Here is a 14,265-nt window from a genome sequence, read left to right on the forward strand (position 1 = left end):
GGCTGCCGCCCCCTTAGCCCCCGCCTCTTCAGCCCCTCAGCGCACCGCCCGTGGCCTTCGCGACCTTCTCGACGATCTTCGCGCTGACCGCCTCGATCTCCTCGTCGGTCAGGGTCTTGTCGCGCGGTTGCAGGCGCACGGTGATGGCAAGGGATTTCTTGCCCGCGCCCATCTGTGCCTCTGCCTTCTCGCCGGTGAACTGGTCGAAGACGGCGACGCTGTCGATCAGCGCCTTGTCGGCGCCTTGCGCGGCGTTGACCAGCGTCAGCGCCTCAACCCCCTTGTCGACGACAAAGGCGAAATCGCGGTCGACCGCCTGAAGATCGGACCGGCCAAGCGCGGGGCGCGTCGCGGTCTTCGTCTTCGGGAAGGGGATGGCCTCGACCCGCAGGGTGAAGGCGACCGCCGGGCCTTTGACGTCAAGCGCCTTGAGGACCTTCGGATGCACCTCGCCGAAGGTCGCCAGCGCGTTGGGGCCAAGGCCCATCACGCCGGACCGGCCGGGATGCCACCAGCCTTCGGCCTTGCGGCTGATCTGCACCTTCTGGGGCGCGCCGATGGCGGCCAGAACCGCCTCGGCATCGGCCTTGGCGTCGTAAAGGTCCGCCACCCTGCGGGAGCCATAGGGATCGCGCGGCGCGGTCGCGCCGACGAGAAGCCCGGTCGCCTGCAAGGCTTGCTGCCCCGGCTCCCCGCCGGAAAAGACCGGGCCGACCTCGAACAGCGCCATGTCCATGAAGCCGCGTGCCTGATTGCGGGCGGCGGCCTGCAAGAGGCCGGGCAGCAGGTCGGGGCGCATATGCGTCATTTCCGAGGAAATCGGGTTTTCCAGCCGCGTCGCCTCCGAACCGCCGCCGAACAGGTCCGCCGTCGCGCCGTCGATGAAGGAATAGGTCACGCATTCGTTGTAGCCCAGCGCCGCCAGCGTCCGCCGCGCCGCCTTTTCGCGCATCTGGATCGGCGTCAGGATCGGCCTTGGCACGCCCGGTTTCGTGCGGCGCAGCGGCTTGCCTTCCAGTTTCGTCAGCGACGCGATCCGCGCCACCTCTTCCACCAGATCGGCCTCGCCCAGCACGTCGGGACGCCAGGAGGGCGGCGTGGCCATGTCGCCTTTCAGGGTGAAGCCCAGCGCCTCAAGCGTGGCGCGCTGGTCGCCCTCGGCGATGTCCATGCCGACCAGGCTGACGACCTTCTTCGGGTCGAAGCGATAGGCGCGGTCAGACAGCGCGGGGGCGCCGGCCTCGACAATCATCGACGCCTCCCCCCCGCAGAGGTCGAGGATCAGCTTCGTGGCAAGCTCCATCCCGTCGCGGGTGAAGGCCGGGTCGATGCCGCGTTCGAAGCGGTAGCGCGCGTCGGAATGGATCTTTAGCCGCCGCCCGGTCGCCGCCGTGGTGATCGGGTCGAAATACGCGGATTCGACGAAGACGTTCACGGTCTCCTCGGTCACGCCCGACACCTCGCCGCCCATGACGCCACCCAGCGCCTCGGGCGCCTGATCGTAGGCGATGACGGTGATCCCCGGCCCCAGCGCATAGGTCTTGCCATCGAGCGCCAGAAGCGTTTCCCCCTCACGCGCCTGACGGGCGGTGATGTTGCCATGGACCTTGTCGGCGTCGAAGACGTGCAAGGGGCGGTTCAGGTCGAAGGTAAAGAGGTTGGTGATGTCGACAAGCGCCGAGATGGGCCGGAGGCCGATCGCCTTCAGCCGTTCCTGCAACCAGACCGGAGAGGGGCCGTTCTTCACGCCGCGAATGTAGCGGCCGACGAAATGCGGGCAGGCATTGCCCCTCACGTCCTCGGCCAGCGTCACGGTGATCGGGCTGTCAAAGCCGCCCTTCACCGGCTCCACTTTCAGCGGTTTCAGTGTGCCAAGACCGCGCGCCGCCAGATCGCGGGCAAGGCCGCGCACACCCAGCGCATCGGGGCGGTTCGGGGTGATCTTGATATAGATCATCGGATCGACCGCGCCGGGGCGGTTCTGCGCCAGCCAGTCGGTGAACTTCTCGCCGACCTCACCCGAGGGCAGTTCGATGATGCCGTCATGCTCTTCGGACAGCTCCAGCTCGCGTTCCGAGGCCATCATGCCGTGGCTTTCGACGCCCCGGATCTTGCCGATGCCCAGCGTCACGTCGATGCCGGGGACATAGTCACCCGGTTTGCAGAGGACGACCGTGATCCCCGCCCGCGCGTTAGGCGCGCCGCAGACGATCTGCTTTTCGCCCTCATCCGTCATGACGCGGCAGACCCGCAGCCGGTCGGCATCGGGGTGCTGGGTCGCCTCAAGCACCTTGGCGAGCGTGAAGGGTTTCAGCTTCGCCGCGCGGTCCTGCACCTCCTCGACCTCAAGGCCGAGGTCGGTCAGCGCATAGAGGATGTCATCGAGGCTCGCCTCGGTTTCCAGGTGGTCTTTCAGCCAGGAGAGGGTGAATTTCATCTTGTCGTCCCATTCGTGGGGCGGGGTTCACCCCGCCATTGTGGCGCGTGGCGGGATGAACCCCGCCCTACGGCGTGGTAAGGATTGTTGTCGAGCTTCATTGAGCCGCTCCTACCGAAAGCAGTTCCGCACTTAGAGCTCTTACGGCAGATATGGCTCCGCTGACGGTCAGAGATATACCCTGTGCTTTGGCTTCTCTCTTAAGCCGGTTCCACAGTTTTTCAGATCTACTGGCATCCAGAAAATCATAGCCGTACCACGTAATCTCCCACATCACGATATCTGAATTCTCGCATACAGATTTCTTTATCAGTCCGCCCTGCTCCATTAAGTCCAAATGGAAGAGTTCCGCTTGGCCAAGCTTGGTATCAAGCTCTCGGTCTCGCATGTCATGGTCAGTCCACTCCCACACCCCGATATCAAAGTATCGCTCATCGGAATCTTCCGCTTTTATGAGCATACTGCGAACAAGGTCGAGATCACGCTTCACCGACTCAACCCCCCGGCCACCGTCGGCATGTCGAGGCTCGCGAACCCGTAATGCCGCAACCACCGCAGGTCGCTCTCAAAGAACGCCCGCAAATCCGGGATGCCGTATTTCAGCATCGCCAGCCGGTCGATCCCCATGCCGAAGGCAAAGCCCTGCCAGTCGTCGGGGTTCACGCCCGCCGCCTGCAAGACCTTCGGATGCACCATGCCCGACCCGAGGATCTCCATCCAGCCGTCGCCCTCGCCGATCTTCAGTTGCCCGCCTTCCCACGAACAACGGATATCGACCTCGGCGGAGGGTTCGGTGAAAGGGAAGTGTGAGGCGCGGAAGCGCAGTTCGACGCTGTCGACCTCAAAGAACGACCGGCAGAACTCCTCCAGCACCCATTTCAGGTTGGCCATGGAGATGTCGCGGTCGATGGCCAGCCCCTCGACCTGATGGAACATGGGCGTGTGGGTCTGGTCCATGTCCATGCGGTAGACGCGGCCGGGCGCGATGACGCGGATCGGCGCGCCTTGCGTCTGCATCGCGCGGATCTGGACCGGCGAGGTATGGGTGCGCAGGACGTGCGGCGGGCGGTTGTCGCCTGCCTCGCGGGCCATGAAGAAGGTGTCATGCTCCTGCCGGGCGGGGTGTTCGGGCGCGATGTTCAGCGCGTCGAAATTGTACCAGTCGCTTTCGATCTGCGGCCCCTCGGCCACGGCAAAGCCCATGTCGGCGAAGATCGCGGTGATCTCCTCGGTGACCTGGCTGACGGGGTGGATCGTCCCCTGACGGCGGGGGCGCCCCGGCAGCGTCACGTCCAGCCATTCGGATTTCAGCCGCTCATCCAGCGCGGCATCCGCCAGCGCCGCTTTCTTGGCGCGCAGCGCTGCGTCGATCTCATCCTTCAGGCGGTTCAGCGCCGCGCCCGCCGCCTGACGCTCGGCCGGGTCCATCTGGCCCAGTTCCCGCATCTTGAGGGAAATCTCACCCTTCTTGCCAAGGGCCGCCACGCGCAGGTCCTCAAGCGCGACCTCGTCCCCGGCCCCGGAAATCCCTTCCAGATACTTGCCCTTCAGCGCGTCCAATCCGTCCATGTCTTCCTCCGGCCCATCCGGTTCCTGCTACCCACGGCGCCCCCGCATTGCAAGGCGCCAAAGAAAAACCCCGCGAAGGCCGGGCGGCCACTCGCGGGGTTCTGACTGTCCCTCAGTCCTGAGCTTACGCGAGCGCGGCCTTCGCCTTTCCGACGATGGCCTCAAACGCCGCCGGCTCATGCACGGCAAGATCGGCGAGAACCTTGCGGTCCACCTCGATCCCGGCCTTGCCGAGGGCGTTCACGAAACGCGAATAGGTCATTTCGGCGTCGATCGCACGGACCGCCGCGTTGATCCGCTGAATCCACAGCGCGCGGAAGTTGCGCTTGCGGGCCTTGCGGTCGCGGGTGGCGTATTGCTGCGCCTTGTCCACGGCCTGCGTGGCGGTGCGGAAATTGGTCGAACGCGCGGCGTAGTAGCCTTTCGCCTTCTTGATGACCTTGCGGTGACGGGCGTGGGTGACGACGCCGGATTTAACGCGAGCCATGTGTCACTCTCCTCAGCGGTTATACGGCATGTATTTCTTGACGATCTTCGTGTCCGCATCGGACAGCACCATGGTGCCGGTCGCCTTGCGGATGAAGTCCGTCGAGCGTTTGATCATGCCGTGACGCTTGCCGGCGACACCGGATTTGACCTTGCCGGAGGCGGTCATCTTGAACCGCTTCTTCGCAGCGGATTTGGTCTTCATCTTGGGCATTTTCATCTCCTTGGTCAGAGTGAACGCGCGACTCGGCAATGCCACTTGGCCGGACACGCGGGGTATTCGAGAGGCGCCGTATACGCGCCCCGGCCCGATCTGGCAAGGGGGCGGGGGCTATTGGCCCAGGCTGACGGCGGCCGTGTCCGCCCTGGCCACGTCGGATTGTTCCAGATAGCCTTCGGTCTGCCCGTCGGCGAGGCGGACAAAGTACCACTTTCCGTCAAAGCTGGTCAGCACGTCGACGGTATCCCCGGCGCCGAGCATGGCCAGTTTGCGGGTGTCTCCCGACGGTCCGGCCCTGAGCGCGGCCTTGGCGCTTGTCACCCGGTAAAAGTCGGGTTCGCGCGGCGGGAGGGATTTCGGACCCGGCTTGGCGGCCGGTGCCGCTTCTGCCGCCGCTTCCGCCGCCACGACCGGCGGGGCGGAGACGATGATGGGGGACAGCAGGTCATCGGTTTGCGGCAGCGGCGGGGCGGGGACCTCGACCCGGCGGTCGGGTTCGATGCTGGCGAAGGCGGCGATCGGGTGGCGGGCGACGACGCGGGCGGTGCCGACCTCCTGCGTCAGGTCCTGCGGCGCATGGATAGCCTCACCCTTCCGAAGCGGCATCGGAATGAACAGCATCACCGTGAAAACCACAGCACAAGTTACAAGGCCCACCCGGACCATACCCTACCCCGGCACTTCCCCTGCCGAACGCTAGACCAGATTCGCCCCCGAACGCCAAGCGATTTGGCGTTTTCCGGTCGATTACACGCCTGTGGCGAAACCAAGAATTCGTTCTGGACCCGGTCGTTTCCAGCTACTACACAACATGCATGAGCGACGCACCCGAAGACCGCAAGATCGAGCATTTGACGACCTCCGAACCGCTCTCTCGCGCGATCGGCGAGCGCTATCTGACCTATGCACTTTCCACGATCATGCACCGCGCCTTGCCCGACGCGCGGGACGGTTTGAAGCCGGTCCACAGGCGAATCCTCTTCGCCATGCGCGAGCTGAAGCTCAGCTCCTCTGGCGGGTTTCGGAAGTCGGCGAAGATCTCGGGCGACGTGATGGGAAACTATCACCCGCATGGCGATGCGGCGATCTATGACGCGATGGCGCGTCTCGCGCAGGACTTCAATATGCGCTACCCGCTTGTGGACGGGCAGGGCAACTTCGGCAATATCGACGGCGATAACCCGGCCGCCAGCCGCTATACCGAGGCGCGGCTGACCGCAGCGTCCGAGGCGCTGATGGAGGGGCTGGCGGAGAACTCCGTCGATTTCCGCCCCAACTATGACGGCACGCTGGAAGAACCCGTGGTGCTGCCCGCCGCCTTCCCGAACCTGCTGGCCAATGGCGCCAGCGGCATCGCGGTCGGCATGGCCACGAACATCCCGCCGCATAACCTGCATGAGCTGATCGACGCCTGCATCCATCTGGCCAAGGCCGAGAATTCCGACCTGGTTCGCGACGACACGCTGATCGAGCTTGTGCGCGGCCCGGACTTCCCCACCGGCGGCGTGATCGTGGAGCCGAAGGAATCGATCCGCGAGGCCTATCTGACCGGGCGCGGCAGCTTCCGCACCCGCGCGCGGTGGGAAAAGGAAGATACCGGGCGCGGGACCTGGAACATCGTCGTGACCGAGATCCCGTTCCAGGTGCAGAAATCGAAGCTGATCGAGCGTCTGGCCGAGATCATCCAGACCAAGAAGGTGCCGCTTCTGGCCGATGTGCGGGATGAAAGCGCCGATGACATCCGCATCGTGCTGGAACCGCGTTCGCGAAATGTCGATCCCGAGATGCTGATGGGGATGCTGTTCCGCAACTCCGACCTCGAAACCCGGTTCAGCCTTAACATGAACGTGCTGATCGACGGGCGCGTGCCGAAGGTCTGTTCGCTGAAAGAGGTGCTGCGCGCCTTCCTCGACCACCGGCGCGAGGTTCTGATCCGCCGCAGCCAGCACCGGATGGACAAGATCGACCACCGGCTTGAGGTCTTGGAAGGCTTCATCACCGCCTTCCTGAACCTTGACCGGGTGATCGACATCATCCGTTACGACGCCGATCCCAAATCCGCGCTGATGGCCGAGGACTGGGCGCGCAAGCAGGCCCGCGCGACGTCGGAGAAGGACTATGTCTCCCCCCTGACCCTGCCGCATTCCACCGACGGGCTGAGCGAGGTTCAGGTCGAGGCGATCCTGAACATGCGCCTGCGGTCCCTGCGCAAGCTTGAGGAGATGGAGCTTCTCAAGGAGCAGGACGCGCTGATGCGCGAACGCGCCGAGCTGGACGACCTGCTGAACTCCGACACGCTTCAGTGGAAGAAGATCGTGGGGGAGTTGAAGGACATCCAGAAGCGCTTTGGCAAGGACGCCCCCGGCGGCGCCCGGCGCAGCGATTTCGCCGATGCCACCGTGGTTGAGGAGGTCCCCCTTGAGGCGATGATCGAGCGGGAGCCGATCACCGTCATCTGTTCGAAGATGGGCTGGATCCGCGCCATGAAGGGGCATCAGCCGGTCGATGCCGAGGTCAAGTTCCGCGACGGCGACGAAGGCCGCTTTGTCTTCCATGCCGAGACGACCGACAAGATCCTGCTCGCCGGGGCCAACGGGCGGTTCTACACGCTTCTGGGTGCGAACCTGCCCGGCGGGCGCGGGCTGGGGGAGCCGGTGCGCCTGATGGTCGACCTGCCGAATGAGGCGGAGATCGTCGATCTGCTGATCTACCGGCCCGGCGAAAAGCTGATCGTCGCCTCGACGGCGGGCGAGGGTTTCGTCGTCTCGGCCGATGAGACGGTGGCGCAGACGCGGGCGGGCAAGCAGGTGATGAACCTGCCGTCCGAGGCGCGGATGGCGATCTGCAAGCGCGTCGCGGGCGATCATCTGGCGATCGTGTCGAAGAACCGCAAGCTTCTGGTCTTCCCGCTGGCCGATCTGCCGGAGATGACCCGCGGCAAGGGCGTCCGGCTTCAGAAATACAACATGGCGCGCGGGCGTCAGGGGGTGCTGGAGCTTGACGGCGGCCTGTCCGACCTGACGACATTCGAACTCGCCAAGGGGTTGTCCTGGCCGATGTCGAACGGGAACACGCGGACCGAGGATATGACCGATTGGGTCGCCAAACGGGCCGGTGTGGGCAAAACGCCCCCGCATGGTTTCCCGAGGGACAACAAATTTCCTTAATTAGCCGCTATCGCGCGGTTGCGTTAAACTAAAGTGGTGACCATGTTTGATCTGAAATCCCCTGCCGTTATGGCACGTTACACTGGAACAGGAAGCGCTCTTTTCGGCCTCGCACTGTTGAACGGCCTGTTCACGATCCTCACCCTCGGCATCTATCGCTTCTGGGGCAAGACCCGTATCCGGCGTTATATCTGGTCGTCCGTTGATCTTGGCGGCAACCGGCCGGAATATACCGGGACCGGGCTTGAGAAATTCCTTGGATTTCTCGTCGCGGTTGTCGTTCTCGCGATCTATCTGGGCCTGGTCCAGCTGATCCTGTTCTATTTCGGCATGCATTTCGTGCTTGAGCCGAAATCGGAGGCGCAGGCCCTGATGCAGATTGCGGTCGTCTATATCTCGCTTTTCGCGATCATGCCGCTGATGATCTTCGCCCGCTACCGCGCGCGGCGCTACATGATGGCGCGGACGCGCTTCATGGGCATTCGTTTCGGCATGGACAAGGGTGCCTGGGGCTATGTCTGGCGCGCCATCGCGCATGGGGCGCTGACCGTCGTCACGCTGGGCATCCTGCTGCCGCGCCAGACCTTCTGGCTTGAGAAATACAAGACCGACCGCAGCTGGTACGGCGACCAGAAGTTCACGCAGGACGGCCGCTGGACCGGGCTTTACGGCGCCATGCGCCATGTTCTGATCGGCCTTGCCCTTGTCGTGCTTGGCTTCGTGGCCATGGTCGTGGCCGGAGTGATGGCGCAGGGCTCAAGTGGCGAGGACCTCTCTGCCATCGCGATGATCGGAATTGTGCTGACCTTCATCGGCCTGCTTTGGGCCGCCATCGGCTATCTCTATTACCGCGTTCACGCCTATCGCTACCTGATGGACAACACGATCCTCATGGGGCGCCGGATCTTCCGGGCCGAGCCGCGCACTGGCCGCATCATCGGTATCTATATCCTGGGCAGCATCGCGATCAGCCTGATTATCGGTATTGGCATGCTTCTCTTCGGCGCGATCATCGCCGCAATGGCCGCCGCCAGCCAGGCCACCGGGGGCGCCCCCGGCCCGGCCATGTTTGTGCTGATCGCGGTGCTGTATCTGTGCGTGTTCATCGCCGCCGGGGCGCTGGGGCTGGTCTTCCTCATCCAGCCGATCATCGCCCATTTCGCCGAAACACTGACCCTGACCGATCCCTCGATCATCGACGAGGTTCAGCAGCGCGCCTACGATCCGGCCGCCGATGCGGGCGGGTTCGCCGATGCGCTTGATGTTGGCGCGGCGATATGACCGCGCCGGAGGTGCCGTCCGGCAAGATTGCCGCAAGCTTCTATGACGGCCTCTCCGCACGGCGTCAGCCGGTTCTTGTCTGGCCGTCCGAGGATCAGCGTATGCTGGTCCTCGAGACGTCAGAGGGCCACCAGTTCCTGTGGCAGATGAACCGGCTGCGCGCGCTTCGCGACCAGTCCGACGAAAAGAGCATCACCCTGACCCTTCATTCCGATGAAGGGGATGAGGCGCCGCGCGATCCGGCGCGGCTGGTCGTCACCGATCCGCTGGCGATCCTCTGGTTCCGCCGCATGGTTCCCGATCTTGGCAAGCGCGACGTGCATGCGGGGACGGTCCGCAAGGTCCTGCTCTGGCTGGGCGCGGCGACGGCGGCGATGGTGCTGATGCTTTTCGTGATCCTGCCCGCGCTGTCGGATTATCTCGCCGGTCACCTGCCGGTGGAGACGGAGACGGCCTTTGGCCGCTCGGTCATGCGGCAGGTCGAATGGATGGTGAAAGAGGAGGGCGCGGGCGACCTGACCTGCACCAACCCCGATGGCCTTGCCGCGCTGAACCGGATGAAGGACCGCCTGATCGAGGGGCGCGACCTTGGCTATGACCTTCAGCTTTCGGTTTTCGACCACAAGATGGTCAATGCCTTCGCGGTGCCGGGCGGGCAGATCGTGATCTTTCGCGGGCTTCTGGACAAGGCCGAGGGGCCGGATGAGGTCGCGGGGGTTCTCGCGCATGAAATCGGCCATGTCGCCGCGCGCGATCCGACGCGCATCGCGCTGCGCGCGGCGGGGTCGGCGGGCATCCTGTCGATGATCCTTGGCGATGTCAGCGGCGGCACGGCCATCGCGGCGGCGGGCGAATACCTGATGCGCGCCTCCTATACCCGCGATGCCGAGGCGCAGGCGGACCGCTATGCGCTGGGCCTTCTGGACGGTGCCGGGATCAGTGCCGAGGGGCTGGCGGGGTTCTTCGACCGGATTTCGGCCGATACCGACATGCTGCCGGAATATACCTCTTCCCACCCGCTGAGCGCAGGGCGGGCGCAGCGCGCGCATGATCAGGCGGGGATGCAGGGCGATACGCGCCCTTCGCTCGATGATGACGACTGGGCCGCGTTGAAGGCGATCTGCGCCAAGGGGGACTGACCCCTTCGCCATACGAACACGGGCGGGACCATGGCCCCGCCCGTCCTGCCCGGCTGCGTGGTTTTGCCGGGCCTGCCTCACCCTGGTGATCAGCTGTAGAGTGCGGGCGCCCCAAGGTGATCAGCTGTAGAGTGCGGGCGCCCCAAGCTGGGCGTGGATCGCGTTGACATGGCGCTGGTCGATGCCAAGCGCGGTGGCAAGCTGGTGCAGGTAGGTCGCCTCATTCCGGTTGTCGAGGTCGATGGCCATCAGGGACATGGTGTAGACCTGCGCCTCAAGCCCCTTCGGCACCTGCCGCGCAAGGCCCTGCACGTCGATCGGCGCGCGGATCGCGGCCTCGACAAAGCGCTTCTCCTCGGGCGTCACGTCACCCAGATTGCCCATCAGCTTGCGCTGTTCCTCGGCGTCGATCTTGCCGTCGGACTTGGCCGCCTGGATCATCGCCGTCAGAAGAAGCCCCGCGACCGCGTCCTGTTGCGGGGTGGGGGCGGCGTCGGGTTCGCCCCGGTTGCCAAGCGACTGGTTGAGAAGATCGCCAAAGCTGCCGCCCTGGCCCGCCGCCGCGCCCCCGGCCATCCCGCCAAGCAGCCCGCCCAGCAGATCGCCAAGCCCGCCGCCGGATTGCGTACCACCCGCGCCGCCGCCAAGGATACCGCCGAGGAGGTCGCCAAGCCCGCCGCCCGAGGCACCACCACTACCGCCGCCCAGTGACCCGATCAGGTCATCCAGACCGGAACCGCCGCGGCTGGTCGTCGTCCCGGTCGATCCGGCCCCGCCCGGCGCGTATTTGCCAAGTTCATTCAGGAAATCGCCCAGGCCCCCGCCGGTGCCGCCGGTGCTGCCCGATCCGCCGAACATGCCGCCGCTCTGGTCCTGCGGGCTGCGGCGGCCGCCCAGAACCTCACCCATCATGTCCTCAAGCCCGCCGCCCTGGGTCCGGCCGGGCGAATGCGTCCCGCCAAACGTCCCGCCACTACCTGCGGAGCCAGAGGCTTTCTTGCCCATCATGCTGCTGACGCCCTTGGCGACCGCGACACCGATCGCGACCTTGGCCAGCGTTCCCATCAAACTCATTCTCAATACCCCCGGTTTTCCTGTTCCAGTGCAAAGCCTACAGATCGGGTCCCCGGTCGATAGGGGGAAATTTGGCGTCTCGCCCTCAATCCCGTTCCACCGACAGCCAGACACCGCCTTCGGGGCGCAGCGTCAGGATCAGGACCGGGCGCGGATCGCGGCCCGGAACGCGGGTGAAGCGGAAGCGCGCCAGAAGCGTGGCCAGGATGATGACCGCCTCCTGCAACGCGAAGGAGGCGCCTATGCAGATGCGCGGCCCGCCGCCGAAAGGCAGATAGGCAAAGCGGTCATAGCTGGCATCCCCGGCGAAACGGTCCGGGTCGAAGCGGTGCGGATCGGGCCACAGAAGGTGGTTCCGGTGCAGCGCGTAGATCGGCAGCATGACCGTGTCGCCGGGCAGAACCTCGCGCCCGCAAAGCCTGTCCTTCGCCCTGGCCGTGCGCGACAGGAAGGCGGCGGGCGGATACATGCGCAGCGCCTCATCCACGATCCGGCGGCAGAAGGGCAGGGCGGGCAGGTCCGCGACTGTCGCCGCCCGGTCGCCCAGCGCCGCCTTCGCCTCGTCCCGCGCGCGGTCCTGCACGGCGGGGTCGAAGCCGCAGAGATAAAGCGCCCAGGCCAGCGACAGCGCCGTCGTCTCATGCCCCGCGACGATGAAGGTCAGCAGGTTGTCACGCAGTTCCGAGGTCGACATGCGCCGCTGCGTTTCCGGGTCCTCGCCATCCAGCAGCAGGTCGAGAAGGTCGGGAATGCCGTGGTCGGGCGCGCCGCGGCGGTCCTCGATGGCCTGATCCGCCATCGTCTTCATCGCCCGCATCGCCGATCCGGTGACAAGCCGCGATGGTCGGGGAATCCAGGACGGTGCGCCGACGATGTCCAGGAAGGACACACGCGCGGTGCTTTCGATATAGCTGTTGATCGCGTGATGCACCGCCTCGCGGTCAAAGGCGCGCCCGCCCGCGAAGGTCACGTCCGAGATCACCTGAAAGGTCGTCGTCACCATCTCATCGAAGACATTCGTCGCGCGGCCTTCGGTCTGGCCGATCCGTTCGGCGGCGATCTCGGCCGCGGCCGTCATCACCGGGCCAAGCGCCTGCACGTTGCGCGGGGAAAAAGCCGGGGCGGCGGCGCGTCTTTGCCAGTGCCAATGCGCGCCCTCGGCGATGAACATGCTGTCGCCGATCGCCGGGCGCAGGATCATCTTGGTGACGTCCGACTTCGGATAATCCTCCACCCGGTCCTTCAGAATGCGCCGCAGCGCGCCGGGGTCCATGACCATGTGCCAGCGCTTGACGGTCCGGCCTGAGACGATGGGCTGGTGCAGTGCGATCTCGGGGATCAGTTCAAGGACGTTCTGACGGCCGGTCTGGAAGCTGCCCCAGACGCCCATCGGCTTGGTGACCAGCGGAACCCGGACCGGAACCCCGGCCTCTGCCCCCGGCGCGATCATGTCCATGAAACGCTCCTTTCGCCGGTCAATATAGGCGCGCGGCCGCGTGCGGCCAAGCCTATCCGATTGCCCGGCCCGCCGTGACGGGCTATGGCTGGGGGAATGACCGATGGGGGAAGCATGAGACTCGTCCGACTGTTCGCGGCCCTGACGGGGCTTCTCGTTCTCGCTGCCTGCGCGAACAACGACCTTTCCGGTCCGCCGAAGGATTTCGGCGATTTCAGCCTCGGCTACAACATCGTCGTGGCGAAGAATGCGAAGCCTGTCGGCCCCTCGCGCCAGGCGACGCCCGCCGAATGGGAAGAGGCGATCAAGACCGCCATCGCCGCGCGATTCGAGCGGTATCAGGGCGAGAAGCTTTACCATATCGGCATCGGCGTCGATGCCTATGCGCTGGCCGTGCCGGGCATTCCCCTTGTCCTCAGCCCGAAATCGGTGCTGGCGATTACCGTCAACATCTGGGACGACAGCGCGCAGCGGACCGTCAATTCCGAACCCAAGACCTTTACCGTCTTCGAGGGGCTTTCGGGATCGACCGTCGTCGGTTCCGGCCTGACCCGGAGCCGCGAGGAGCAGATGAAGGCGCTGTCGGAAAACGCGGCGCGGCTTATCAATGACTGGCTGGTGGAGAACAAGGCCTGGTTCACGCCCGAGGCTGCCGCCGCGCGGGCGGCCGTGACCGCCGCCGAGGGGCCAGAGAAGGTGGCGCCGCCCAAGCCCACTGCCAAGCCCGCCGGCACGTCCGCCCCCGCGACACCCGCCGCGGCCAACTGACGCTTGATTTTTCGGCCTCCAGCCAATAGGTAGCGCGCGATGTTGACACGGGGGCCGCGCCGGCCCCCCCGAGCATGAGGCGCCCGCGATATGGCAAAGGCAAAGTTTGAACGGACGAAACCGCACGTGAACATCGGGACCATTGGTCACGTTGACCACGGCAAGACGACGCTGACGGCTGCGATCACGAAGTATTTCGGTGATTTCAAGGCCTATGACCAGATCGACGCGGCGCCGGAAGAGAAGGCGCGGGGGATCACGATCTCGACCGCGCACGTGGAATATGAGACGCCGACGCGTCACTATGCCCATGTCGACTGCCCGGGCCACGCCGACTACGTCAAGAACATGATCACGGGTGCGGCGCAGATGGACGGCGCGATCCTGGTGGTGAACGCGGCCGACGGCCCGATGCCGCAGACGCGCGAGCATATCCTTCTCGGCCGTCAGGTCGGCATTCCCTACATGGTCGTCTACCTGAACAAGGTCGACCAGGTGGATGACGAGGAACTCTTGGAGCTGGTCGAGATGGAAGTGCGTGAGCTTCTGTCCTCCTACGACTATCCGGGCGACGACATTCCGATCATCAAGGGCTCGGCGCTTGCGGCTCTGGAAGGGCGCGACGCGGAGATCGGCGAGAACTCGATCAAGGCGCTGATGGAAGCGGT

The 14,265-nt window shown here is 65.2% G+C and carries 13 protein-coding genes; 5 read left to right on the forward strand and 8 right to left on the reverse strand.

Annotated elements, in window-relative coordinates; translation table 11 throughout:
- Positions 1–28 precede the first annotated feature (28 nt).
- The 6 genes from pheT to LX70_RS16375 form a co-directional block, all read right to left on the reverse strand.
- Positions 29–2,437: a phenylalanine--tRNA ligase subunit beta gene (gene pheT, locus LX70_RS16350; RefSeq protein ID WP_105515871.1), complete on the reverse strand. Its 2,409-nt coding sequence runs from the start codon at positions 2,435–2,437 to the stop codon at positions 29–31.
- A gap of 97 nt (positions 2,438–2,534) precedes the next feature.
- Positions 2,535–2,927, reverse strand: coding sequence for a DUF2513 domain-containing protein (locus LX70_RS16355; RefSeq protein ID WP_146111628.1), 393 nt, complete (start codon positions 2,925–2,927; stop codon positions 2,535–2,537).
- The gene (gene pheS / locus LX70_RS16360; protein WP_105515873.1) at positions 2,924–4,006 is read right to left on the reverse strand and encodes a phenylalanine--tRNA ligase subunit alpha; all 1,083 of its coding nucleotides are present in this window, start codon (positions 4,004–4,006) and stop codon (positions 2,924–2,926) included. Before pheS ends, LX70_RS16355 begins: the two co-directional genes overlap by 4 nt.
- 124 nt (positions 4,007–4,130) lie before the next feature.
- Positions 4,131–4,493, reverse strand: a complete 363-nt coding sequence (gene rplT / locus LX70_RS16365) for a 50S ribosomal protein L20 (RefSeq protein ID WP_105515874.1) — start codon at positions 4,491–4,493, stop codon at positions 4,131–4,133.
- Between the two features lie 12 nt (positions 4,494–4,505).
- Positions 4,506–4,706, reverse strand: a complete 201-nt coding sequence (rpmI, locus tag LX70_RS16370; protein ID WP_105515895.1) for a 50S ribosomal protein L35 — start codon at positions 4,704–4,706, stop codon at positions 4,506–4,508.
- A 117-nt stretch (positions 4,707–4,823) separates the two neighbouring features.
- Entirely contained in the window at positions 4,824–5,333 is a 510-nt protein-coding gene (locus LX70_RS16375; protein ID WP_170076230.1) for an SH3 domain-containing protein, read from the reverse strand.
- Positions 5,334–5,527: 194 nt separating this feature from the next.
- On the opposite strand from LX70_RS16375, the gene LX70_RS16380 reads away from it, so the two are divergent.
- The 3 genes from LX70_RS16380 (at position 5,528) to LX70_RS16390 (ending at position 10,299) form a co-directional block, all read left to right on the forward strand.
- Positions 5,528–7,879, forward strand: coding sequence for a DNA topoisomerase IV subunit A (locus tag LX70_RS16380; RefSeq protein WP_105515876.1), 2,352 nt, complete (start codon positions 5,528–5,530; stop codon positions 7,877–7,879).
- 69 nt (positions 7,880–7,948) lie between these two features.
- Positions 7,949–9,160, forward strand: a complete 1,212-nt coding sequence (locus LX70_RS16385) for a YjgN family protein (protein ID WP_105515877.1) — start codon at positions 7,949–7,951, stop codon at positions 9,158–9,160.
- Positions 9,157–10,299 (forward strand): M48 family metallopeptidase, encoded by a 1,143-nt coding sequence (locus LX70_RS16390; protein WP_105515878.1) that lies wholly within the window; start codon positions 9,157–9,159, stop codon positions 10,297–10,299. The genes LX70_RS16385 and LX70_RS16390 overlap by 4 nt, the downstream gene beginning before the upstream one ends.
- 120 nt (positions 10,300–10,419) lie before the next feature.
- On the opposite strand, the gene LX70_RS16395 is transcribed toward LX70_RS16390, so the two are convergent.
- Together LX70_RS16395 and LX70_RS16400 are read right to left on the reverse strand one after the other, a co-directional pair.
- Positions 10,420–11,373 (reverse strand): tellurite resistance TerB family protein, encoded by a 954-nt coding sequence (locus LX70_RS16395; protein ID WP_105515879.1) that lies wholly within the window; start codon positions 11,371–11,373, stop codon positions 10,420–10,422.
- Positions 11,374–11,458: 85 nt separating this feature from the next.
- The gene (locus tag LX70_RS16400; protein ID WP_425430597.1) at positions 11,459–12,823 is read right to left on the reverse strand and encodes a cytochrome P450; all 1,365 of its coding nucleotides are present in this window, start codon (positions 12,821–12,823) and stop codon (positions 11,459–11,461) included.
- Between the two features lie 120 nt (positions 12,824–12,943).
- On the opposite strand from LX70_RS16400, the gene LX70_RS16405 reads away from it, so the two are divergent.
- Positions 12,944–13,597, forward strand: coding sequence for a hypothetical protein (locus tag LX70_RS16405; protein ID WP_245885113.1), 654 nt, complete (start codon positions 12,944–12,946; stop codon positions 13,595–13,597).
- Between the two features lie 90 nt (positions 13,598–13,687).
- Positions 13,688–14,265 (forward strand): GTP-binding protein (locus LX70_RS16410; RefSeq protein WP_146111629.1); only part of this gene is annotated, 578 nt, incomplete at its 3' end.

The organism is Albidovulum denitrificans, from assembly GCF_002973535.1.
In the GTDB taxonomy this organism is placed as follows: Bacteria; Pseudomonadota; Alphaproteobacteria; order Rhodobacterales; family Rhodobacteraceae; genus Albidovulum; species Albidovulum denitrificans.